This is a genomic window from Streptococcus koreensis (genome assembly GCF_003627135.1).
In the GTDB taxonomy this organism is placed as follows: domain Bacteria; phylum Bacillota; class Bacilli; order Lactobacillales; family Streptococcaceae; genus Streptococcus; species Streptococcus ilei.
The window spans coordinates 525,950-547,571 of record NZ_CP032620.1 but is presented as its reverse complement, the minus strand read 5'-3'; the positions used below and the strand labels follow the sequence as shown (position 1 = coordinate 547,571).

Sequence of the window (21,622 nt, the reverse complement as noted above, 5' to 3'; positions counted from 1 at the left end):
CAGAGTTAAGTGACGATAGCCTAGGAGATACACCTGTACCCATGCCGAACACAGAAGTTAAGCCCTAGAACGCCGGAAGTAGTTGGGGGTTGCCCCCTGTGAGATATGGTAGTCGCTTAGCAAGATTGAGTCTAGAGAGATCTAGGCTCATTTGGGAGTTTAGCTCAGCTAAGGAGAACGAAAGTTCGACTTTGTCGAAACTGACGCAAGTCAGTGCACGACAGGGATCCAGTGAGTTAAACGACCATTTGGGAGTTTAGCTCAGCTGGGAGAGCATCTGCCTTACAAGCAGAGGGTCAGCGGTTCGATCCCGTTAACTCCCATAGGTCCCGTAGTGTAGCGGTTATCACGTCGCCCTGTCACGGCGAAGATCGCGGGTTCGATTCCCGTCGGGACCGTAGGAACATAGTTTCTAGAAGATAATGATACGACTCGTTAGCTCAGTTGGTAGAGCAATTGACTTTTAATCAATGGGTCACTGGTTCGAGCCCAGTACGGGTCATTATAGCGGGTTTGGCGGAATTGGCAGACGCACCAGATTTAGGATCTGGCGCTTTACGGCGTGGGGGTTCAAGTCCCTTAACCCGCATAAAGGAATAATAATGAGCCGGCTTAGCTCAGTTGGTAGAGCATCTGATTTGTAATCAGAGGGTCGCGTGTTCAAGTCATGTAGCCGGCATTTTTTTATATAAAGAAACAGATGCGAACGTAGTTCAGTGGTAGAACACCACCTTGCCAAGGTGGGGGTCGCGGGTTCGAATCCCGTCGTTCGCTTGAGGAGGCCGGGGTGGCGGAACTGGCAGACGCACAGGACTTAAAATCCTGCGATTGGTAACGATCGTACCGGTTCGATTCCGGTCCTCGGCATAGACTTAGGTTGGAGAAGAAGCACCCTTAGCTCAACTGGATAGAGTACCTGACTACGAATCAGGCGGTTAGAGGTTCGACTCCTCTAGGGTGCATGGTCGCAAGACTATGTAAGAATTGAATAAGAACGAGCACCCTTAGCTCAACTGGATAGAGTACCTGACTACGAATCAGGCGGTTAGAGGTTCGACTCCTCTAGGGTGCATAAAGCGTAAGCTTTAGTTCGGGAAGTAGCTCAGCTTGGTAGAGTACTTGGTTTGGGACCAAGGTGTCGCAGGTTCGAATCCTGTCTTCCCGATTTATGGCGGTGTAGCTCAGCTGGCTAGAGCGTCCGGTTCATACCCGGGAGGTCGGGGGTTCGATCCCCTTCGCCGCTATACTATTGATCTTGTCGGACCTTTAGCTCAGCTGGTTAGAGCTCTCGGCTCATAACCGAGTGGTCGTAGGTTCAAGTCCTACAAGGTCCATAATTAGCTGGAGGATTACCCAAGTCCGGCTGAAGGGAACGGTCTTGAAAACCGTCAGGCGTGTAAAAGCGTGCGTGGGTTCGAATCCCACATCCTCCTTAATATTAACGCGGGATGGAGCAGCTCGGTAGCTCGTCGGGCTCATAACCCGAAGGTCGTAGGTTCAAATCCTGCTCCCGCAATATTTGGCTCGGTAGCTCAGTTGGTAGAGCAATGGATTGAAGCTCCATGTGTCGGCGGTTCGATTCCGTCTCGCGCCATTTTCTTTTAATACTAAGCGGGTGTAGTTTAGTGGTAAAACTACAGCCTTCCAAGCTGTTGTCGCGAGTTCGATTCTCGTCACCCGCTTTGAACATTCGTTCAATACCAAGTTTTTTACTTGGGCGCGTAGCTCAGGTGGTTAGAGCGCACGCCTGATAAGCGTGAGGTCGGTGGTTCGAGTCCACTCGTGCCCATTAGGAGAATTACTCAAGAGGCTGAAGAGGACGGTTTGCTAAATCGTTAGGTCGGGTAACCGGCGCGGGGGTTCGAATCCCCCATTCTCCGTATAAAATTAAGTTAGCTTTCTAGCTAACTTTTTTTGTTATTTTAATACATCAATAGAAATAAAAATGTAACAAAGGCGTAACATAAAATCTTTCATTTTCTGTTATACTAGTTAGTGTCTTATATGAAGGAGTCTTTTATTTTATGAAGAAAAAATTATTAACGACTATTTTACTTAGTACAGTTGCTTTATCACAAGTAGGTACAGTTATTTCTGTAGGAGCTGATTCTACTGATGATAAAATCGCAGCACAAGATAGTAAGATTGCTGATTTGAGTTCAAAAGAACAAAGTGCTCAAGCAGAAGTTGATCAAATTCAATCTCAAGTTTCTGAAATCAAAAAACAACAAGAAACTCTTAAAGCCGAGAATGAACGTTTGAATGAAGAGTCTGCTCGTCTCTCTGCTGAGATTGAAGAACTCTCTAAAAACATTGTTGCTCGTCAAGAATCATTGGCGAACCAAGCACGTAGTGCTCAAACAACAGGAACTGCTACAAGTTACATTAACGCTATTGTAAGTTCTGGTTCTTTGACTGAAGCTATTTCACGTGTTTCTGCTATGAATGAAATTGCTAGTGCTAACAACAAAATGCTTGAAGAGCAAAAACGCGATAAAGAAGCAATTGACGCTAAGCAAAAAGAAAACAATGAAGCAATCAACACTGTTATTGCCAACCAACAAAAATTAGATGAAGATTCGCAAGCATTGACAACTAAAGAAGCTGAGTTGAAGGTTGCACAATTGAATTTGGCAGCTGAAAAATCAACTGCAGAAAATGAAAAGAATGCTTTGCTTGCAGAAAAAGCGGCTGCAGAGAAAGCAGCAGCTGAAGCAGCAGCGGCTGAAGCAGCATACCGCGCACAACAAGAAGAGCAACGTAAGGCTGTAGAAGCATCTGCTAATACGAACTTGCAAGCACAAGTGCAAGCTGCTACTCAAACACCAGCAGCTGAAGCAGCACAACCTCAAGCAACTGTTTCAACTCCTGTAGCACCAGCAGTTCAAACTCAAACTGTTGCTACACCTGCTGCAACTAGTCGTCCAACATACAGCAGTTCTGCAAGTTCATATCCAGTAGGTGAATGTACTTGGGGTGCGAAAGTATTGGCTCCTTGGGCTGGTGATTACTGGGGGAATGGAGCGCAGTGGGCTGCAAGTGCTGCAGCAGCTGGATTCCGTACTGGTAGCCAACCACAAGTCGGGGCTATTGCTTGTTGGAATGACGGTGGATATGGACACGTAGCAGTGGTTACAGCTGTTCAGTCAACTACAAGTATTCAAGTATCTGAATCTAACTACTTAGGTATCCGTAGCATTGGGAACTACCGTGGATGGTTTAACCCAGTTAATGCACAAGGAACAGTTACTTATATTTATCCAAACTAAGAATTTGAAACACCCGCTTTTAGTGGGTGTTTTTTACTATAGTTACTATTTTAATTTTTGGTGGATTATGGATTGAAAAATCGTGTAAAAAGCGTTACAATGGGTAAAGAGAAGATTTGTACAATTTGTACATTGTGGTTAAATTTATGTGGAGGAAATCATGTCGTTTTCGGATTTAATGCTGTTTGCTTTATCTTCTAACCAAGATTTGGCTAAACGTGTCTCTAAGGAGATGGGACTGCCACTTGGTAAGTCGACCGTACGTCAATTTTCTGATGGGGAAATCCAGGTTAATATTGAGGAGTCTATTCGTGGTAAAGAGGTTTATATTCTTCAGTCTACGAGCTCTCCTGTAAATGATAATTTAATGGAAATTTTGATCATGGTAGACGCTCTAAAACGTGCCAGTGCTCAAACCATTAATGTAGTGATGCCCTATTATGGTTATGCTCGTCAAGACCGTAAAGCTCGTGCTCGTGAGCCGATTACATCCAAATTGGTTGCCAATATGTTAGAGATTGCTGGTGTAGATCGTCTTTTGACCATTGATTTGCATGCAGCTCAGATTCAAGGATTCTTTGATATTCCGGTGGATCATTTGATGGGAGCTCCATTGATTGCTGACTACTTTGAACGTCGTGGAATGGTTGGCTCTGACTATGTGGTAGTAAGTCCGGACCATGGAGGTGTGACCCGTGCTCGTAAGCTAGCCGAATTTTTGAAAACACCGATTGCCATCATTGATAAACGTCGGAGTGTCGATAAAATGAACACCAGTGAAGTCATGAACATCATTGGGAACGTTGAAGGGAAAACTTGTATCCTGATTGATGATATGATCGATACTGCGGGAACAATTTGCCATGCAGCGGATGCACTTGCTGAAGCAGGAGCAGTAGAAGTCTATGCTAGCTGTACGCATCCGGTATTGTCTGGTCCAGCTATGGACAATATTCAAAAATCAGCAATTAAGAAGTTGGTGGTGTTGGATACCATTTACCTACCTGAAGAGCGCTTAATCGATAAAATTGAACAAATCTCCATCGCAAAACTATTGGCAGAAGCGATTATCCGCATCCATGAAAAACGTCCTCTGTCTCCACTATTTGAAATTGGAAATGCGAAAAAATCTTAAAAATGTAAAAAAGAGGTTGTAGAGAGCCTCTTTTTTAAGAAAGGAAAGATATGCTTTTCAACTGGCTAAAAAAAGAAAGTAAGATAAAAAATCAGAGGGAGGAGTTGCTGAAAGAAGCACAAAAAAATGAGGATAGAATGGATCCTTGTCTACCCAAAAAGACCTTGCCAAAAAGTGGTGCAATCAAATAAAAGAAGTAAAACACTTACAAAATAAAAGATTTCTACTTTAAAAGTCAAATCTTCTCTTACCTAAAAAAATATAAAATTAATTTAAAAAATAGGTCAGATTTTATTGACAAATAAAATATATCGTAGTAAACTAGTAATAGTTACGAAGTAACGAATTATTTTTTAAAATGAAAAAAGGAGATAAAACAATGAAAAAAGTTTTATTATCATCAGTAGCAGCTCTTGCAGTATTTGCAGCAGCAGCGCCAGCATTTGCGAATGAAAACCCAATTAACGGTGGAGCTAACACTCCAGGCGCTTACGATCAACCAGTAACTGGTGGCGGTGTTAACGATGCTTACAACTCTCAATCTGAGTTTAAAAATGGTCGTAAAGCTAACGAATATGTTGGTGGTCACCAAGAAGACGTTGATGCTAAAGCATCACAAGACCCAGCAGTAGTTGAGGCTAAAAAAGCATTGGATGCTGTTGAAGGTGGATCACACCTTTACGGTGAAAAGAAAGCTGCTTACGAAAGCGCATTGAACGATGCTCGTAATGCTGTTCGTAACGCTAAAATCCAAGAATCTCAAAAAACATACAACACTGCTGACAAGGCACAAGGTTCTTACTACATCTTGAACGAAACTCCAGAACAAGCTAACGCACGTTACTTGAAAGAACATGGAATTTCTAAAGAAGAAGCAGCTAAACAATCTAAAGAAGAAGCAGCTAAAGCAGAAGAAGCAGCTAAAGCAGCAGCAGCTGGTAAAGCTGGATCTAAACAAGCTGACAAAGCTCTTCCAAAAACAAGCGCTGTTAAATAATTTTTATTAATTAGCTCTTAAATTAAATATCACTGAGCCTTCGGGCTCGGTGTTATTTTTTAGAGTAAACGGTATATAGGGGATCTTATTTTTATGAATCGTACAGATAAACATTCTAGTTCTAAAAGAAAGGGCATTTCGCTTATTCTTGCTTTGCTTGCTCTTATTGCCCTTGTAGGTGGTTTTGTCCTCTTTAACCCATTTGGGAAACAGACTTCATCTGATAAAAAGGACACGAGCTCATCATCTAGTGCAAGTAGCAAAGAGGTCAAGGAAGTTAAGTATGAGCCAAGTCAAGAAGAAAAAGAGTATTTAGCCAACCGCTTTGCTCAATTAACTGCTGTCAATCCAGAAGCGATTGCCTATGTTTATGCTCCAGGAACTCAGTTAGATGAGCCTGTTGTTCAAACAGGGGACAATGCTACTTATTTGGATAAGACGTTTGAGGGTGGAAACCAACCTTTAATGGGAACTGTTTTCATGGATACTGATAATAAAAAAGACTTTAGTGATCGTTTGACCTGGTTATTCGGTCATGCTCGTGGTAGCCAGGTTGAAGATCATCGGATGTTTAACGATGTTAACTTCTATGATAACCAAGAGTACTTTAATCAGCACCCTTACGTAGTTATTGAAACACCTGAGCGTAAGTATTATTATGAAGCAATGGGCTTGGTCATTGTTCCTGAAACAACAGCTTTCTATCGTACCAGCTTTTCAGATGATGAAGATTTCACTACCCAGTTGAAAAACATCTATGAGTCAGCGCGTACAAAGAATCCAAATATTAAAATCAATGCTTCTGATAAGTACCTAGTCTTGTCTACTTGTCGCGAAGAAGATGAAACGATCCGTTCCAATCTCTACCTTCGTCAAATTCCGGATTCGGAAATGAAGGATTTCTTGGCGAAACATGGTGATCAGTTGAATTATGTTGCAACACGTGGTCAAGAATAGAAAAGATTTGGTAAAATTTATTCAATGAGAGGATTTAGCATGTGCTAAGTCCTTTTTTGATGAGAAAGGCCATTATTGTATCATTTTAGTTGGGACTAGCCCCTTTTTTGCGATGCTTTTCCATTTATAGTATAATGGTGATAGAACTTTTTTTGGAGGTGGCTATGGATTTAACAAAACGGTTTAATCAAAATTTGAATCGAATCGAGATTTCTTTGATTCGTCAGTTTGACCAAGCCATTTCTTCTATTCCAGGTGTTTTACGCTTAACCTTGGGGGAGCCAGATTTTACGACGCCAGATCATGTAAAGGAAGCAGCAAAAGCAGCTATTGACGCCAACCAGAGCTATTATACGGGTATGAGTGGCTTGCTAGCTCTACGTGAAGCTGCTAGTCAGTTTGTCGCTGAAAAATATAACCTACAGTATCGACCAGAGGATGAAATTTTGGTTACGATTGGGGCAACGGAGGCCCTTTCTGCGACCTTGACCGCTATATTGGAACCGGGAGATGTGGTATTATTACCAGCACCTGCTTATCCCGGTTATGAACCCATTATTAAACTGATGGGGGCTAGTGTCGTCGAAATCGATACGACTGATAATCGCTTTGTCCTCAGTGCAGAGGCTTTAGAAAAGGCCTTAGAAGAGCAAGGGGATCGCGTCAAGGCGGTTATTCTCAACTATCCAGCTAATCCAACAGGTGTCACCTACTCTAAGGAGCAGATGCAGGATTTGGCTAGTGTCTTGAAGAAATATGAAGTTTTTGTCGTTTGTGATGAGGTCTATTCAGAATTAACCTACACAGGTCAGCCTCACGTTTCCTTGGGATCCTATCTACGGGACCAAGCCATTATTATCAATGGTTTATCTAAGTCTCATGCTATGACAGGCTGGAGACTCGGTTTTATCTTTGCGCCGGCTCCATTGACAGCTCAATTAATCAAGAGTCATCAGTATTTGGTGACTGCAGCGGGGACCATGAATCAGTATGCAGCCATTGAAGCCTTAACGGTTGGTAAAGACGACGCAGAGCCGATGAAACGGGAATACATAGAGCGTCGAGATTATATCATCAAAGAAATGTCTGCCATGGGTTTTGATATTATCCGCCCAGATGGGGCCTTCTATATTTTTGCTAAGATCCCACAAGGTTATAACCAAGACTCCTTCGATTTTTTGAAGCTCCTAGCCCAAGAAAAGGCTGTTGCCTTTATCCCAGGAATGGCTTTTGGCCCATATGGAGAAGGATATGTGCGCTTGTCTTATGCAGCAAGTATGGAAGTAATCCAAGAAGCGATGAGTCGGTTGAAGGAGTTTGTGAAAGAACATGCTGGAGAGCATTGAGAGTCGTGGCATCGTCCTCTACCATCGGGATTACCGAGAGGACGATAAGCTGGTTAAAATCTTTACAGAGCAAGCTGGCAAGCTCATGTTTTTCGTGAAACATGCCAATCGTTCTCGGTTGAATTCTATGATCCAACCTTTGACTTTAGCGGATATGTATCTGAAAATCAATGATGACGGACTCAGCTATATCGAAGATATTCATGAGGTTCAAAGTTTCCAAGGGATTAATCAAGATCTTTTTCGTCTTTCCTACGCAAGCTATATACTGGCTTTGGCAGATGCTAGTATACAGGATCGTCAACCTGATCCAGCTTTATTTGCTTTTTTAGAGCAGACCTTGCAATTGATGGATCGGGGCTTGGATTATGAAATCTTGACCAATATTTTTGAAATGCAGATTTTATCCCGATTTGGTGTTGCCTTAAACGTTCATGAGTGTTGTGTCTGTCATCGAGTGGGGTTGCCTTTTGATTTTTCATTCCGCTTGGGTGGTGTCCTTTGCCCAGATCATTATGATCGTGACGAAAGACGAGCCCACTGGGATCCAAATGCCCTCTATTTGCTGGATCGTTTTCAAGCTGTGAAATTTGGTGAGTTAGAGACGATTTCCATCCATGATGCGATGAAGAAAGAGTTGAGAAAGTGCCTAGACCAACTCTATGATGAATATGTAGGCATTCATTTAAAAGCTAAGAAATTTATTGATTCCCTGGGAAGCTGGGGAGAGATCTTAAAAGATCAGTCTGGAGGTAAGAAATGAAAAAAATTGCAGTTGATGCAATGGGTGGAGATCATGCTCCACAGGCCCTAGTAGAAGGGGTCAATCAAGCCATACAAGAATTTAAGGATATTGAAGTCATTTTGTATGGGGATGAGACTAAAATTAAGCAATATCTGACAGCAACTGAGCGGGTATCCATCGTCCATACAGATGAGAAAATCAACTCAGATGATGAGCCGACTCGTGCGATTCGTCGGAAAAAGCAAGCCAGTATGGTCTTAGCAGCGCATGCAGTTAAGAATGGGGAAGCGGATGCCATGCTTTCTGCAGGAAATACAGGAGCTCTTCTTGCCTCTGGTTACTTCATCGTCGGTCGGATCAAGGTCATCGATCGTCCAGGTTTGATGTCGACTCTTCCTACCCTTGATGGGAAGGGCTATGATATGTTGGATCTGGGGGCAAATGCTGAAAATACGCCAACTCACTTGCACCAATATGCGATTATGGGAGCCTATTATGCAGAGAATGTCCGTGGCATTAAGCGACCTCGTATCGGTCTCTTAAATAACGGAACTGAGGAAAGCAAGGGGGATCCCCTCCGCAAGGAGACCTATCAATTGTTAGCAGCAGATCCTTCTCTCAATTTTGTAGGAAATGTGGAAGCACGTGACTTGATGGATGGAGTTGCTGACGTTATTGTTACAGATGGATTTACAGGAAATGCTGTCCTTAAGACCATGGAAGGAACTGCTTTGGGTCTCTTTAAACAGTTGAAAACAGTCCTGACTGGTGGTGGCTTGAAGGCTAAGATTGGTGCCTTCCTCTTGAAGAATGATTTACGAGGTTTGAAAAAGACTTTAGATTATTCAGATGTTGGAGGTGCGGTCTTGTTTGGCTTGCAAGCCCCTGTCGTAAAAACCCATGGTTCTAGTGATGCCAAGGCAGTCTATAGCACGATTCGCCAGATCCGGACCATGTTGGAAACAGATGTGATTCGTAAATCTGTGGTTGAATTATCAGAATTGGAGGAAGAGAAATGAGTCGTCGTCAAGAAATTTTTAAACTAGTTGAAGGGTTGATCAAAGATCATAAAGGATCTGAGTATGAGGTTTCTATGGATTTAGATTTACGAAAGGACTTGGAAGTGGATTCTGTTGATCTAATGGAATACATTATTTATTTGGAAGAAGCCTACCAAATTGACATCCCAGATAAAGACATTGATGCCATGGCAACCGTGGGAGACATGGTAGACTACGTTTTAAAGAAAACAAGCAAATAAAGTTCGGTTTTTACGAAAGAATAAGTATCTAAAAATAAGAGATTGAATCTTTTTGGTTCAATCTCTTATTATTTTTGTGTTACAAACGAACAAGATACGGATTTAACTTGAAAAAACAACCTCTCTGTGATACACTGTAAGGGATAAAAGATGAAAGGCGAACAAGAAGATGTCCGATCAATTAATTTATACGGGGAAAGCAAAAGATATTTATAGTACGGAAGACGAACATGTGATTAAGTCAGTCTACAAGGACCAGGCAACCATGCTGAATGGAGCTCGCAAAGAGACCATTGAGGGCAAAGGTGTGCTGAATAATCAGATTTCGTCTCTTATTTTTGAAAAATTAAATGCTGCGGGTGTAGCGACACACTTTATCGAACGTATTTCTGACACCGAACAACTCAACAAGAAGGTGACCATCATTCCTTTGGAGGTTGTGCTTCGTAACGTGACTGCGGGTTCTTTCTCAAAACGTTTTGGTGTTGAAGAAGGTTTAGACTTAAAAACTCCAATCGTTGAATTTTACTACAAAAACGATGAGTTGGACGATCCATTTATCAATGATGAGCATGTCAAGTTCTTGAACATTGCCAATGATGAACAAATTGCTTATATCAAGGAAGAAACGCGTCGGATCAATGAGTTGTTGAAGGATTGGTTTGAGCAAATTGGTCTTCGTTTGATTGACTTTAAATTGGAATTTGGTTTTGATAAGGATGGCAAGATTATCTTGGCAGATGAATTTTCACCAGATAATTGTCGCCTTTGGGATGCTGAAGGTCATCATATGGACAAGGATGTTTTCCGTAGGGACTTGGGAAGTCTGACAGATGTGTATAAGGTTGTTTTAGAAAAATTGCAGGGCTTGAAGTAATATTATCTTCGTCTTCAGTAACCTATTTGAATAGAAATAAAGGAAATAAAATGGATAAACGTATTTTCGTTGAGAAAAAAGCTGATTTTCGCGTGAAATCTCATTCTTTAGTAAAAGAATTACAGCATAATCTTCAGTTGAAAACTTTGAAGGATCTTCGGATTGTGCAGGTTTACGATGTCTTTAATTTGGCAGAGGACTTGTTTGCGCGTGCGGAAAAACATATCTTCTCTGAGCAAGTGACTGATACTGTTTTGGATGAAGCTACAGTTAAAGCTGACCTTGAGAAGGTTGCTTTCTTTGCTATCGAAAGCTTGCCTGGTCAGTTTGACCAACGTGCAGCATCTTCACAAGAAGCCTTGTTGTTGCTTGGTAGCTCAAGTGATGTAACGGTGAATACAGCTCAATTGTACTTGGTCAACAAGGATATTGATGCGAATGAATTGGAAGCTGTCAAGAACTACCTCTTGAATCCAGTGGACTCTCGTTTCAAAGATATCACTGTTGGCATTGCCAAACAGGACTTCTCCGAGTCTGACAAGACCATTCCAAACTTGGATTTCTTTGAAACTTATACGGCAGAAGATTTTGCACAGTATAAGTCAGAGCAAGGATTGGCCATGGAAGTGGATGACCTGCTCTTCATCCAAGACTATTTCAAATCCATTGGACGGGTGCCAACTGAGACGGAGCTTAAGGTTTTGGATACTTACTGGTCTGACCACTGCCGTCACACTACTTTCGAGACTGAGTTGAAAAACATCGACTTCTCAGCTTCTAAATTCCAAAAACAATTGCAAGCGACTTATGACAAATATATCGCCATGCGTGATGAGTTGGGACGTACAGAAAAACCTCAAACCTTGATGGATATGGCGACTATTTTTGGTCGTTACGAGCGTGCCAATGGTCGTTTGGATGACATGGAAGTGTCTGATGAAATCAATGCCTGCTCTGTTGAAATTGACGTGGATGTCAATGGTGTGAAAGAACCATGGCTTCTCATGTTTAAGAACGAAACTCACAACCACCCAACGGAGATTGAACCATTTGGTGGAGCAGCTACTTGTATCGGTGGTGCCATTCGTGACCCATTGTCAGGGCGTTCCTACGTTTACCAAGCTATGCGTATCTCGGGTGCTGGTGATATTACAGCTCCGATTGCTGAAACACGTGCTGGGAAATTACCACAACAAGTCATTTCTAAAACAGCGGCTCATGGTTATTCTTCATATGGTAACCAAATTGGTCTGGCAACAACCTATGTGCGTGAATACTTCCACCCAGGTTTCGTTGCCAAGCGTATGGAACTAGGTGCCGTTGTCGGTGCAGCTCCTAAGGAAAATGTAGTTCGTGAAAAACCTGAAGCTGGTGATGTGATTATCTTGCTCGGTGGTAAGACTGGACGTGATGGTGTCGGTGGTGCGACCGGTTCTTCTAAAGTTCAAACGGTTGAATCAGTTGAAACAGCTGGTGCTGAGGTTCAAAAAGGGAATGCTATCGAAGAACGGAAGATTCAACGTCTTTTCCGTAATGGTGAAGTGACCCGTCTGATCAAGAAATCCAATGACTTTGGAGCTGGTGGAGTTTGTGTGGCTATTGGTGAATTGGCAGATGGTCTTGAAATTGATCTAGACAAAGTGCCATTGAAATACCAAGGCTTGAATGGTACAGAAATTGCTATCTCCGAATCACAAGAACGGATGGCCGTGGTGGTTCGTCCAGAAGACGTAGAGACCTTCGTTGTGGCATGTAATAAAGAAAATATTGATGCGGTTGTCGTGGCAACTGTGACGGAGAAACCAAATCTTGTCATGCACTGGAATGGCCAAACCATTGTTGATTTGGAACGTCGTTTCCTTGATACAAACGGAGTACGGGTAGTTGTCGATGCGAAGGTGGTTGACAAGGATGTCAAGCTTCCAGAAGAACGCCAAACATCTGCTGAAACCCTTGAAGCAGACACTCTTGAAGTCTTGGCTGACCTTAACCACGCTAGTCAAAAAGGTTTACAAACCATCTTTGATAGCTCAGTTGGTCGTTCAACAGTCAATCACCCACTTGGTGGTCGCTACCAAATCACACCAACGGAAGCTTCTGTTCAGAAATTGCCAGTCCAACATGGCGTGACCACAACGGCCTCTGTCATGGCGCAAGGTTTTAACCCTTATGTAGCTGAATGGTCTCCATATCATGGAGCTGCATATGCGGTCATCGAAGCAACTGCTCGTTTGGTTGCTGCTGGTGCAAACTGGTCTAAGGCTCGTTTCTCTTACCAAGAGTACTTCGAGCGGATGGATAAACAAGCAGAGCGTTTTGGTCAACCAGTAGCTGCTCTTCTTGGATCTATTGAAGCTCAGATTCAACTTGGTTTGCCATCTATTGGTGGTAAGGACTCTATGTCAGGTACCTTTGAAGAATTGACAGTACCACCAACCTTGGTTGCTTTTGGGGTGACAACTGCAGACAGCCGTAAGGTTCTTTCTCCAGAATTTAAGGCTGCTGGTGAACATATCTACTACATCCCAGGTCAAGCTTTAACCCAAGAGATTGACTTTGATCTCATCAAGTCGAACTTTGCTCAATTTGAAGCCATTCAAAAGGCTCACAAAGTGACAGCAGCATCAGCTGTCAAATATGGTGGTGTCCTTGAAGCTCTTGCCCTTGCAAGCTTTGGGAACCATATTGGTGCCACTGTTCAATTAGCTGATCTTGACACCAGCTTGACAGCTCAATTAGGCGGATTTGTCTTCACATCTCCTGAAGAAATTGCAGGTGTTGAGAAGATTGGACAAACAGTTGCAGACTTTACACTGCTTGTCAACGGTGTAACGCTTGATGGACACCAGCTTGACAGTGCCTTCCAAGGTAAATTGGAAGAAGTTTACCCTACTGAGTTTGAACAGGCTACTGAACTGGAAGAAGTACCTGCTATTGCATCAAATCCTGTGATCAAAGCTAAAGAAATAGTGGAGACACCAGTGGTTTACATTCCAGTATTTCCAGGGACCAACTCGGAATACGACTCCGCTAAGGCCTTTGAAAAAGAAGGTGCCAAAGTCAACTTGGTACCATTTGTAACACTGAATGAAGAAGCGATTGTCAAGTCGGTTGACACCATGGTTGACAATATCGAAAAAGCCAACATTATCTTCTTTGCGGGTGGCTTCTCAGCAGCGGATGAACCAGATGGATCTGCTAAATTTATCGTCAACATCTTGCTCAATGAAAAAGTGCGTGCTGCTATTGATAGCTTCATCGAACGTGGTGGTTTGATCATCGGTATCTGTAATGGATTCCAAGCCCTTGTTAAATCAGGTCTCCTTCCATACGGTAACTTTGAAGATGCAAGCAGTACCAGTCCAACCCTTTTCTACAACGATGCCAACCAACACGTGGCTAAGATGGTGGAAACACGGATTGCAAACACGAACTCACCATGGCTTGCTGGAGTGGAAGTTGGTGACATCCATGCTATCCCAGTATCACACGGTGAAGGGAAGTTTGTCGTGACAGCTGAGGAATTTGCAGAGCTTCGTGACAATGGTCAAATTTTTAGCCAATACGTTGACTTCGAAGGAAAACCTAGCATGGATTCTAAATACAATCCAAATGGTTCTGTCCATGCGATTGAAGGAATCACTAGCAAGAACGGTCAAATCATTGGGAAGATGGGACACTCAGAACGTTTCGAAGACGGTCTCTTCCAAAATATTCCAGGAAATAAAGACCAGCATCTCTTTGCATCAGCGGTTCAATATTTTACTGGAAAATAAAAGGTATACAACATGACATACGAAGTAAAATCTCTTAATGAAGAGTGTGGAGTCTTTGGGATTTGGGGACATCCAGACGCTGCGAAACTCACCTATTTTGGCCTTCACAGTCTCCAACACCGGGGACAAGAAGGGGCAGGAATCCTGGCCAATGATCAAGGAACCTTGAGACGCCATCGGGATACCGGTCTACTTTCAGAAGTCTTTCGAAATCCTTTAAATCTGGAAAAATTGACAGGAAGTTCTGCTATTGGGCATGTTCGCTATGCGACAGCAGGGGAAGCTTCGGTGGATAACATCCAACCTTTCCTCTTCCGCTTTCAAGATACCCAGTTTGGTCTGGCCCATAATGGGAATTTGACCAATGCCCAATCGCTCAAATCAGAATTAGAAAAAAATGGAGCCATCTTTAGCTCAACCTCTGACTCAGAAATTCTGGCTCATTTGATTCGTCGGAGCCACAACCCTTCCTTTATGGGAAAAATCAAAGAAGCACTCAATACGGTCAAAGGTGGTTTTGCTTATCTGATGCTGTTTGAAGATAAGCTGATTGCAGCTCTGGACCCCAATGGCTTCCGTCCTCTATCCATCGGAAAAATGTCTAATGGAGCCTTGGTTGTTTCTTCTGAAACCTGTGCTTTTGAGGTTATTGGAGCAGAATGGATTCGAGATGTGCATCCTGGCGAGCTCGTTATCTTTGATGAAAATGGCATTACCTATGATCGCTATACGGATGATACCCAACTGGCGATTTGTTCCATGGAGTATATCTATTTTGCCCGTCCTGATTCCAATATTCAAGGGGTCAATGTCCATACGGCTCGCAAGCGGATGGGAGCACAGTTGGCACGAGAATTTAAGAACCAAGCAGATATTGTAGTGGGGGTTCCAAACTCCTCTCTCAGTGCTGCTATGGGCTTTGCGGAAGAATCTGGATTACCAAATGAAATGGGCTTGATCAAGAATCAGTATGTCCAACGGACCTTTATCCAACCGACTCAGGAATTGCGGGAACAAGGGGTGCGGATGAAGCTTTCTGCCGTATCTGGTGTCGTGAAAGGCAAACGAGTTGTCATGATTGATGACTCTATCGTGCGTGGAACCACCTCTCGTCGGATTGTGAAATTGTTGAAAGAAGCAGGGGCTACAGAAGTCCATGTGGCAATTGCTAGCCCAGCTCTAGCTTATCCATGTTTCTACGGAATTGATATTCAGAGCCGTGAAGAGCTGATTGCAGCCAATCATACAGTAGAGGAAACTTGTGAGATTATCGGTGCGGATAGTTTGACTTATTTATCTGTTGAGGGCTTGATTGATTCTATAGGGATTGATACCGATGCACCAAACGGTGGCCTTTGTGTGGCTTACTTCGATGGGAAATACCCAACTCCTTTGTATGACTACGAAGAACGCTATTTGGAAAGCTTGAATGAGCAGACATCCTTTTATTAGGGATTTTTGCAAGTGAATCTGTCCATTCACAGTAGGATCTAGAAACGGAAAAAGGAATAAACAAATGACAAATAAGAATGCATACGCCCAGTCTGGTGTAGACGTTGAAGCGGGTTATGAAGTTGTTGAACGGATCAAAAAACACGTGGCACGTACGGAACGTGCAGGTGTCATGGGAGCTCTAGGTGGTTTCGGTGGCATGTTTGACCTTTCAAAAACGGGTGTCAAAGAGCCTGTTCTAATTTCAGGAACTGACGGTGTCGGTACCAAACTCATGCTGGCTATCAAGTACGACAAGCACGATACCATCGGACAAGACTGTGTGGCCATGTGTGTTAACGATATTATCGCTGCAGGTGCGGAGCCCCTTTACTTCCTTGACTACGTAGCAACTGGTAAAAATGAACCAGCTAAGCTAGAACAAGTGGTTGCTGGTGTGGCCGAAGGGTGTGTGCAAGCTGGTGCAGCCCTTATCGGTGGGGAAACGGCTGAAATGCCTGGTATGTACGGTGAAGACGACTATGACTTGGCTGGTTTTGCAGTCGGTGTTGCAGAAAAATCTCAAATCATCGACGGTTCAAAAGTAGCAGCAGGTGATGTCCTTCTTGGACTTGCTTCAAGCGGTATCCACTCAAATGGTTATTCCCTTGTTCGTCGTGTCTTTGCGGATTATACAGGTGAAGAAGTCTTGCCAGAATTGAAAGGTAAGAAACTCAAGGAAGTTCTTCTGGAGCCGACTCGGATCTATGTCAAGGCTGTCTTGCCACTCATCAAAGAAGAATTAGTCAACGGGATTGCCCACATCACAGGTGGTGGTTTCATCGAAAATGTCCCACGGATGTTCTCGGATGACTTGGCTGCTGAAATTGACGAAAGCCAAGTGCCAGTTCTTCCAATTTTCAAAGCCCTTGAAAAATATGGTGAAATCAAACATGAAGAAATGTTTGAAATCTTCAATATGGGGATTGGTCTCATGCTTGCGGTGAAACCAGAAAATGTGGAACGTGTCAAGGAACTTCTTGATGAACCTGTGTATGAAATCGGTCAGATTGTGAAGAAGACAGAAGCAAGTGTGGTGATTAAATAATGGCTAAAAGGATTGCTGTTTTTGCCTCTGGCAATGGCTCAAACTTCCAGGTGATTGCGGAACAATTTCCAGTAGAATTTGTCTTTTCAGATCACCGGGATGCCTACGTACTGGAGCGAGCAGAAAAGCTTGGGATTTTAACCTATGCCTTCGAAGTCAAGGAGTTTGAGAGCAAGGCAGACTACGAAGGAGCACTTGTCGAACTCTTGGAAGAACACCAGATTGACTTGGTTTGTCTAGCAGGCTACATGAAAATCGTTGGTCCGACTTTGCTCGCTGCTTACGAGGGTCGTATTATTAACATTCATCCAGCTTACTTGCCAGAATTTCCAGGTGCTCATGGCATTGAGGATGCCTGGAATGCAGGTGTTGAGCAGTCTGGCGTGACCATTCACTGGGTGGACTCTGGTGTGGATACCGGCAAGGTCATCAAACAAGTCCGTGTCCCACGGCTATCAGATGACACCCTTGATACTTTCGAGACTCGCATCCACGAAACAGAGTACAAATTGTATCCAGAGGTGTTGGATAGTTTGGGAGTGGAGAGAAGGTAAGGAAGTGTTAGAGCGGAACGAAAATTTTCGACTGTAGCAGAGAAAGAACTTTAAAAAGGAAAATAAAATGACTAAACGCGCACTAATTAGTGTCTCAGATAAAGCGGGCATTGTTGAATTTGCCCAAGAACTCAAAAAACTTGGTTGGGATATCATCTCAACGGGTGGGACCAAGGTTGCCCTTGATAATGCTGGGGTAGAGACTATTGCCATCGATGATGTGACTGGTTTCCCAGAAATGATGGATGGTCGTGTCAAGACTCTTCATCCAAATATCCACGGGGGTCTTCTCGCTCGTCGTGACTTGGATAGTCACTTGGAAGCGGCTAAGGACAATAACATCGAATTGATCGACCTTGTGGTGGTCAACCTATACCCATTCAAGGAGACTATTCTCAAACCAGACGTGACTTACGCTGACGCGGTTGAAAACATCGATATCGGTGGGCCATCCATGCTTCGTTCTGCAGCGAAGAACCACGCTAGCGTGACAGTTGTGGTAGATCCTGCTGACTATGCTGTAGTTTTGGAAGAATTGGCGGCCAAGGGCGAAACCACTTACGAAACTCGCCAACGGTTGGCAGCAAAAGTTTTCCGTCACACAGCGGCTTATGATGCCTTGATTGCAGAATACTTCACAGCTCAAGTGGGTGAGGAAAAACCTGAAAAACTCACTTTAACCTATGACCTCAAACAAGCCATGCGTTACGGTGAAAATCCTCAACAAGACGCTGATTTCTACCAAAAAGCTTTGCCAACAGATTACTCGATTGCATCCGCTAAACAGCTCAACGGGAAAGAATTGTCCTTCAACAATATCCGCGATGCGGATGCGGCGATTCGGATCATCCGTGATTTCAAAGACCGTCCAACCGTTGTGGCTCTCAAACACATGAACCCATGTGGGATTGGTCAAGCTGACGATATCGAAACTGCTTGGGACTACGCTTATGAGTCTGACCCAGTTTCTATCTTTGGTGGGATCGTTGTTCTCAACCGTGAGGTAGATGCTGCGACAGCTGAGAAAATGCATGGTGTTTTCCTCGAGATCATCATCGCACCAAGCTACACAGACGAAGCACTTGAAATCTTGACCAATAAAAAGAAAAACCTGCGTATCCTTGCCCTGCCATTTGATGCTCAAGATGCTAGCGAAGTGGAAGCAGAATACACAGGTGTTGTCGGTGGACTTCTCGTCCAAAATCAAGACGTTGTGAAAGAAAGCCCAGCTGACTGGCAAGTGGTGACCAAACGCCAACCAACGGAGACAGAAGCGACTGCTCTTGAGTTTGCATGGAAAGCCATCAAGTACGTTAAATCAAACGGTATCATCGTGACCAACGACCACATGACGCTTGGTGTTGGACCAGGTCAAACTAACCGTGTGGCTTCTGTTCGCATCGCCATTGACCAAGCCAAAGACCGTCTTGACGGCGCGGTTCTTGCTTCAGATGCCTTCTTCCCATTTGCGGACAACGTAGAAGAAATCGCCAAAGCTGGTATCAAGGCCATCATCCAACCGGGTGGTTCTGTACGTGACCAAGAATCTATCGAAGCAGCTGATAAATACGGTTTAACCATGATCTTTACAGGTGTTCGTCACTTCAGACATTAATCAAAACAGGCACTCATCCATCGATGAGTGCCTTTTCTGCTGGTTAAGAAACCTTAATTTGGGTAGATATAGCTGACCCTTCCCCAGACAACATTCGTTGGGTCAAACCAGCCACGGAAATTGTTGATAGTCCGATTTCCATTGTAATTAGCTTCCTTTACTTGGATTTTTTGATCATGTTCAACCTCTGTCACGACTGCAACATGGCCATAGCCTCCATTATCCCAGCAGGCGATAGCGCCAACCTCAGGGGTATGTCCTGTCCGGAAGCCTGCAACGCGAGCACTAGCAGCCCACATGCCACCGTTTCCCCACCAGTTTTGTGACCAAGGAGCCAGCTCTTTTGCTGCCCAGGTACATTCGCCAACTGGATAGTAATTATCCGGCTGGGTGACCAGTGGAGCAACTTTAGCCTGTTCTACCTGAAATGTTGTGGCGAGCAGGCCTTTTAAGTGTCCCTTGTCTTTCTGGTAGACATGGAGATGAAAGGTTCCTTTCCCTTTATGTTTTTCAGCATTGAAGGACAATTGATAGCGGCCAGGTGCCGTTCTTTTTGCGGGATACCAGATCAAGTCGTCTTGGCCATCTTGTTCAGACCAGATGGGAAAGACGACTTCCTCCACATCTTCAAAGAGCTGGAGTTGGATCTCAAATAGCTCTGCAGTGCTAGGTCGGACTGTGATCTTGGGTTGGGAAGATGCGAGGTCTTTTTTCTCAACGATTGTCTGTAGTGGAAACAGTCCTTCAAGGTTTCCGTAAGAATTGATGCCGTAAACATGGATATGGTAAAGTCCTGCTTGATCCAAATGATTGGTCAGAGGTACTTGCAAATCAAAGCCATTTTCTCCTCGTCGAACAGGATACCAAATGAGGTCGTCCTGGCCGTTTTGCTCGGACCAAATGGGGACGCTAACGCTTTGGAAGCGATCTGGAATGGTCCCGATATGGACAACTAATTGTCCCTTTTCCTTGTAGATGTAATTGATGTTTTGGTCTGCTCTTGCAACTTGTGAAGCCCCCGCCCAGAAAAGGCAAGCTGCCAAGAGTAGTTTCTTCATTCCCTGCATAAAACTCCTTTTTTAAAAAATAGTAGAGGTCTCAATTATAATATTCGTAAAAAGGAGTAGAAATTTAAAAAATAATGAAAAAAGTTTGTTTTCTAACGAAAATTATCGGACATTCCTTGAAATATTAGAATAAAACGAACGATTATGATATAATTTAATAAAATAATTCGCAAAAGAGGTTCGAGATGAAACTTTTGGTTGTTGGATCTGGTGGTCGTGAGCATGCGATTGCCAAGAAATTGTTGGAGTCTAAAGACGTTGAGCAAGTTTTTGTGGATCCTGGTAATGACGGGATGCGATTAGACGGTCTAGATTTGATCAATATCGGAATTTCCGAACATTCTAAGCTGATTGACTTCGCAAAAGTCAACGATATTGCTTGGACCTTTATCGGTCCAGATGATGCCCTTGCAGCTGGCATCGTGGATGATTTCAATGCAGCTGGTCTCAAGGCTTTTGGTCCAACCAAGGATGCGGCTGAGCTGGAGTGGTCCAAGGATTTTGCTAAGGAAATCATGGTCAAATACGACGTTCCGACAGCAGCCTATGGCACATTTTCAGATTTCAAAGAAGCCAAGGCCTATATCGAAGAAAAAGGTGCTCCAATCGTCGTCAAGGCAGATGGTTTGGCCCTTGGGAAAGGTGTCGTCGTTGCGGAGACAGTTGAGCAAGCCGTTGAAGCGGCTCACGAGATGCTTTTGGACAATAAATTCGGTGATTCAGGTGCGCGTGTGGTCATCGAGGAATTCCTGGATGGAGAAGAGTTCTCTCTCTTTGCCTTTGTCAATGGGGACAAGTTCTACATTATGCCAACTGCTCAAGACCACAAGCGTGCCTACGATGGAGACAAGGGTCCTAATACTGGGGGAATGGGGGCCTATGCGCCAGTTCCTCATTTACCACAGAGCGTGGTTGACACAGCGGTTGACACCATTGTCAAGCCAGTTCTTGAAGGCATGATCAAAGAAGGTCGCCCTTATCTTGGTGTCCTTTACGCTGGTCTTATCCTGACAGCTGATGGGCCAAAAGTCATCGAGTTCAACGCTCGCTTCGGAGATCCTGAAACGCAAATCATCTTGCCTCGTTTGACATCTGATTTTGCGCAAAATATCACAGATATTCTGGATAGCAAGGAGCCAAACATCACTTGGACGGATAAGGGTGTGACTCTGGGTGTGGTTGTCGCATCAAACGGTTACCCACTCGCTTATGAGAAGGGTGTCAAGCTTCCAGCCAAGACAGAGGGCGATATCATCACTTACTATGCCGGTGCTAAATTCGCTGATAATGGCCAAGACCTCCTCTCAAACGGCGGACGTGTCTACATGCTCGTCACAACAGCAGACACCGTCAAAGACGGCCAAAACATTATTTACAACGAACTCAACAAACAAAACACAGAAGGCCTCTTTTACCGAACAGATATCGGAAGCAAGGCGATAAAAAATTAACAGAGCGAGCGAAAGCGAGCTAAACGAAGATAA

General features: G+C 43.8%; 16 protein-coding genes, 18 tRNA genes and 1 rRNA gene. 34 read left to right on the top strand and 1 reads right to left on the bottom strand.

The features are described from left to right. The first annotated feature begins 5 nt into the window (after positions 1–5). The 33 genes from rrf to purH all read left to right on the top strand — a co-directional run bounded on the left by rrf (position 6) and on the right by purH (position 19,071). Positions 6–121: ribosomal RNA gene (rrf, locus tag D7D50_RS03025) — 5S ribosomal RNA — on the top strand. 129 nt (positions 122–250) lie between these two features. After that, positions 251–323: transfer RNA gene (locus D7D50_RS03020), tRNA-Val, on the top strand. 2 nt (positions 324–325) lie between these two features. After that, positions 326–398, top strand: a tRNA-Asp gene (locus tag D7D50_RS03015). A gap of 31 nt (positions 399–429) precedes the next feature. Then, positions 430–502: transfer RNA gene (locus D7D50_RS03010), tRNA-Lys, on the top strand. Positions 503–507: 5 nt separating this feature from the next. Next, a tRNA-Leu gene (locus D7D50_RS03005) sits at positions 508–589 on the top strand. A gap of 17 nt (positions 590–606) precedes the next feature. Beyond that, positions 607–679: transfer RNA gene (locus D7D50_RS03000), tRNA-Thr, on the top strand. Positions 680–702: 23 nt separating this feature from the next. After that, positions 703–774: transfer RNA gene (locus D7D50_RS02995), tRNA-Gly, on the top strand. Positions 775–781: 7 nt separating this feature from the next. Continuing rightward, positions 782–867, top strand: a tRNA-Leu gene (locus D7D50_RS02990). A gap of 21 nt (positions 868–888) precedes the next feature. Continuing rightward, a tRNA-Arg gene (locus tag D7D50_RS02985) sits at positions 889–962 on the top strand. A gap of 36 nt (positions 963–998) precedes the next feature. Continuing rightward, positions 999–1,072: transfer RNA gene (locus tag D7D50_RS02980), tRNA-Arg, on the top strand. Positions 1,073–1,091: 19 nt separating this feature from the next. Then, positions 1,092–1,165 (top strand) — tRNA-Pro (locus D7D50_RS02975). Between the two features lie 5 nt (positions 1,166–1,170). After that, positions 1,171–1,244 (top strand) — tRNA-Met (locus D7D50_RS02970). Positions 1,245–1,260: 16 nt separating this feature from the next. Continuing rightward, positions 1,261–1,334 (top strand) — tRNA-Ile (locus tag D7D50_RS02965). A 9-nt stretch (positions 1,335–1,343) separates the two neighbouring features. Continuing rightward, positions 1,344–1,433 (top strand) — tRNA-Ser (locus D7D50_RS02960). A 9-nt stretch (positions 1,434–1,442) separates the two neighbouring features. After that, positions 1,443–1,516, top strand: a tRNA-Met gene (locus D7D50_RS02955). A gap of 5 nt (positions 1,517–1,521) precedes the next feature. After that, a tRNA-Phe gene (locus D7D50_RS02950) sits at positions 1,522–1,594 on the top strand. Positions 1,595–1,611: 17 nt separating this feature from the next. Further along, a tRNA-Gly gene (locus tag D7D50_RS02945) sits at positions 1,612–1,682 on the top strand. 33 nt (positions 1,683–1,715) lie between these two features. Beyond that, positions 1,716–1,789, top strand: a tRNA-Ile gene (locus tag D7D50_RS02940). A 3-nt stretch (positions 1,790–1,792) separates the two neighbouring features. Next, a tRNA-Ser gene (locus D7D50_RS02935) sits at positions 1,793–1,880 on the top strand. A 144-nt stretch (positions 1,881–2,024) separates the two neighbouring features. Next, the gene (gene pcsB, locus D7D50_RS02930; protein ID WP_120701428.1) at positions 2,025–3,269 is read left to right on the top strand and encodes a peptidoglycan hydrolase PcsB; all 1,245 of its coding nucleotides are present in this window, start codon (positions 2,025–2,027) and stop codon (positions 3,267–3,269) included. A gap of 160 nt (positions 3,270–3,429) precedes the next feature. After that, positions 3,430–4,404, top strand: coding sequence for a ribose-phosphate diphosphokinase (locus D7D50_RS02925; RefSeq protein WP_120701427.1), 975 nt, complete (start codon positions 3,430–3,432; stop codon positions 4,402–4,404). 379 nt (positions 4,405–4,783) lie between these two features. After that, a complete protein-coding gene (abpA, locus tag D7D50_RS02915; protein WP_120701425.1) occupies positions 4,784–5,401 on the top strand; it encodes an amylase-binding adhesin AbpA in 618 nt (205 codons plus the stop codon). A 93-nt stretch (positions 5,402–5,494) separates the two neighbouring features. After that, positions 5,495–6,358 (top strand): class B sortase, LPKTxAVK-specific, encoded by an 864-nt coding sequence (srtB, locus tag D7D50_RS02910; RefSeq protein ID WP_120701424.1) that lies wholly within the window; start codon positions 5,495–5,497, stop codon positions 6,356–6,358. A 164-nt stretch (positions 6,359–6,522) separates the two neighbouring features. Continuing rightward, on the top strand, positions 6,523–7,704 hold the full coding sequence (locus tag D7D50_RS02905) for a pyridoxal phosphate-dependent aminotransferase (protein ID WP_120701423.1): 1,182 nt from the start codon (positions 6,523–6,525) through the stop codon (positions 7,702–7,704). Continuing rightward, complete coding sequence (gene recO, locus D7D50_RS02900; RefSeq protein WP_120701422.1) at positions 7,688–8,467, top strand: DNA repair protein RecO; 780 nt, start codon at positions 7,688–7,690, stop codon at positions 8,465–8,467. Before D7D50_RS02905 ends, recO begins: the two co-directional genes overlap by 17 nt. Further along, on the top strand, positions 8,464–9,468 hold the full coding sequence (gene plsX / locus D7D50_RS02895; protein ID WP_120701421.1) for a phosphate acyltransferase PlsX: 1,005 nt from the start codon (positions 8,464–8,466) through the stop codon (positions 9,466–9,468). Before recO ends, plsX begins: the two co-directional genes overlap by 4 nt. After that, positions 9,465–9,710: a phosphopantetheine-binding protein gene (locus tag D7D50_RS02890; RefSeq protein WP_023024858.1), complete on the top strand. Its 246-nt coding sequence runs from the start codon at positions 9,465–9,467 to the stop codon at positions 9,708–9,710. Before plsX ends, D7D50_RS02890 begins: the two co-directional genes overlap by 4 nt. A gap of 169 nt (positions 9,711–9,879) precedes the next feature. Further along, complete coding sequence (gene purC / locus D7D50_RS02885; protein ID WP_120701420.1) at positions 9,880–10,587, top strand: phosphoribosylaminoimidazolesuccinocarboxamide synthase; 708 nt, start codon at positions 9,880–9,882, stop codon at positions 10,585–10,587. 50 nt (positions 10,588–10,637) lie between these two features. Then, the gene (locus D7D50_RS02880; RefSeq protein WP_120701419.1) at positions 10,638–14,363 is read left to right on the top strand and encodes a phosphoribosylformylglycinamidine synthase; all 3,726 of its coding nucleotides are present in this window, start codon (positions 10,638–10,640) and stop codon (positions 14,361–14,363) included. Between the two features lie 12 nt (positions 14,364–14,375). Next, entirely contained in the window at positions 14,376–15,815 is a 1,440-nt protein-coding gene (gene purF, locus D7D50_RS02875; protein ID WP_117745156.1) for an amidophosphoribosyltransferase, read from the top strand. A gap of 64 nt (positions 15,816–15,879) precedes the next feature. Beyond that, positions 15,880–16,902, top strand: coding sequence for a phosphoribosylformylglycinamidine cyclo-ligase (purM, locus tag D7D50_RS02870; protein ID WP_120701418.1), 1,023 nt, complete (start codon positions 15,880–15,882; stop codon positions 16,900–16,902). Next, positions 16,902–17,456, top strand: coding sequence for a phosphoribosylglycinamide formyltransferase (gene purN / locus D7D50_RS02865; protein ID WP_120701417.1), 555 nt, complete (start codon positions 16,902–16,904; stop codon positions 17,454–17,456). The genes purM and purN overlap by 1 nt, the downstream gene beginning before the upstream one ends. Before the next feature lie 67 nt (positions 17,457–17,523). Then, positions 17,524–19,071 carry a bifunctional phosphoribosylaminoimidazolecarboxamide formyltransferase/IMP cyclohydrolase gene (purH, locus tag D7D50_RS02860; RefSeq protein ID WP_120701416.1) on the top strand — a complete coding sequence of 516 codons (1,548 nt, stop codon included), beginning with the start codon at positions 17,524–17,526 and terminating at the stop codon, positions 19,069–19,071. A 53-nt stretch (positions 19,072–19,124) separates the two neighbouring features. Here purH and D7D50_RS02855 read toward each other — a convergent pair whose 3' ends face one another. After that, positions 19,125–20,129: a GBS Bsp-like repeat-containing protein gene (locus D7D50_RS02855; RefSeq protein ID WP_227877755.1), complete on the bottom strand. Its 1,005-nt coding sequence runs from the start codon at positions 20,127–20,129 to the stop codon at positions 19,125–19,127. A gap of 194 nt (positions 20,130–20,323) precedes the next feature. On the opposite strand from D7D50_RS02855, the gene purD reads away from it, so the two are divergent. Then, positions 20,324–21,589 carry a phosphoribosylamine--glycine ligase gene (gene purD / locus D7D50_RS02850; RefSeq protein WP_120701414.1) on the top strand — a complete coding sequence of 422 codons (1,266 nt, stop codon included), beginning with the start codon at positions 20,324–20,326 and terminating at the stop codon, positions 21,587–21,589. Positions 21,590–21,622 lie beyond the last annotated feature (33 nt).

Excerpts from the sequence above, each read along its gene's own strand:
- D7D50_RS02890 (WP_023024858.1), top strand. The coding sequence starts at position 9,465 with ATGAGTCGTCGTCAAGAAATTTTTAAACTAGTTGAAGGGTTGATCAAA.
- purM (WP_120701418.1), top strand. The coding sequence starts at position 15,880 with ATGACAAATAAGAATGCATACGCCCAGTCTGGTGTAGACGTTGAAGCG.
- recO (WP_120701422.1), top strand. The coding sequence starts at position 7,688 with ATGCTGGAGAGCATTGAGAGTCGTGGCATCGTCCTCTACCATCGGGAT.
- D7D50_RS02905 (WP_120701423.1), top strand. The coding sequence starts at position 6,523 with ATGGATTTAACAAAACGGTTTAATCAAAATTTGAATCGAATCGAGATT.
- purD (WP_120701414.1), top strand. The coding sequence starts at position 20,324 with ATGAAACTTTTGGTTGTTGGATCTGGTGGTCGTGAGCATGCGATTGCC.
- D7D50_RS02925 (WP_120701427.1), top strand. The coding sequence starts at position 3,430 with ATGTCGTTTTCGGATTTAATGCTGTTTGCTTTATCTTCTAACCAAGAT.
- purH (WP_120701416.1), top strand. The coding sequence starts at position 17,524 with ATGACTAAACGCGCACTAATTAGTGTCTCAGATAAAGCGGGCATTGTT.
- pcsB (WP_120701428.1), top strand. The coding sequence starts at position 2,025 with ATGAAGAAAAAATTATTAACGACTATTTTACTTAGTACAGTTGCTTTA.
- purC (WP_120701420.1), top strand. The coding sequence starts at position 9,880 with ATGTCCGATCAATTAATTTATACGGGGAAAGCAAAAGATATTTATAGT.
- purF (WP_117745156.1), top strand. The coding sequence starts at position 14,376 with ATGACATACGAAGTAAAATCTCTTAATGAAGAGTGTGGAGTCTTTGGG.
- plsX (WP_120701421.1), top strand. The coding sequence starts at position 8,464 with ATGAAAAAAATTGCAGTTGATGCAATGGGTGGAGATCATGCTCCACAG.
- abpA (WP_120701425.1), top strand. The coding sequence starts at position 4,784 with ATGAAAAAAGTTTTATTATCATCAGTAGCAGCTCTTGCAGTATTTGCA.
- D7D50_RS02855 (WP_227877755.1), bottom strand. The coding sequence starts at position 20,129 with ATGAAGAAACTACTCTTGGCAGCTTGCCTTTTCTGGGCGGGGGCTTCA.
- purN (WP_120701417.1), top strand. The coding sequence starts at position 16,902 with ATGGCTAAAAGGATTGCTGTTTTTGCCTCTGGCAATGGCTCAAACTTC.
- srtB (WP_120701424.1), top strand. The coding sequence starts at position 5,495 with ATGAATCGTACAGATAAACATTCTAGTTCTAAAAGAAAGGGCATTTCG.
- D7D50_RS02880 (WP_120701419.1), top strand. The coding sequence starts at position 10,638 with ATGGATAAACGTATTTTCGTTGAGAAAAAAGCTGATTTTCGCGTGAAA.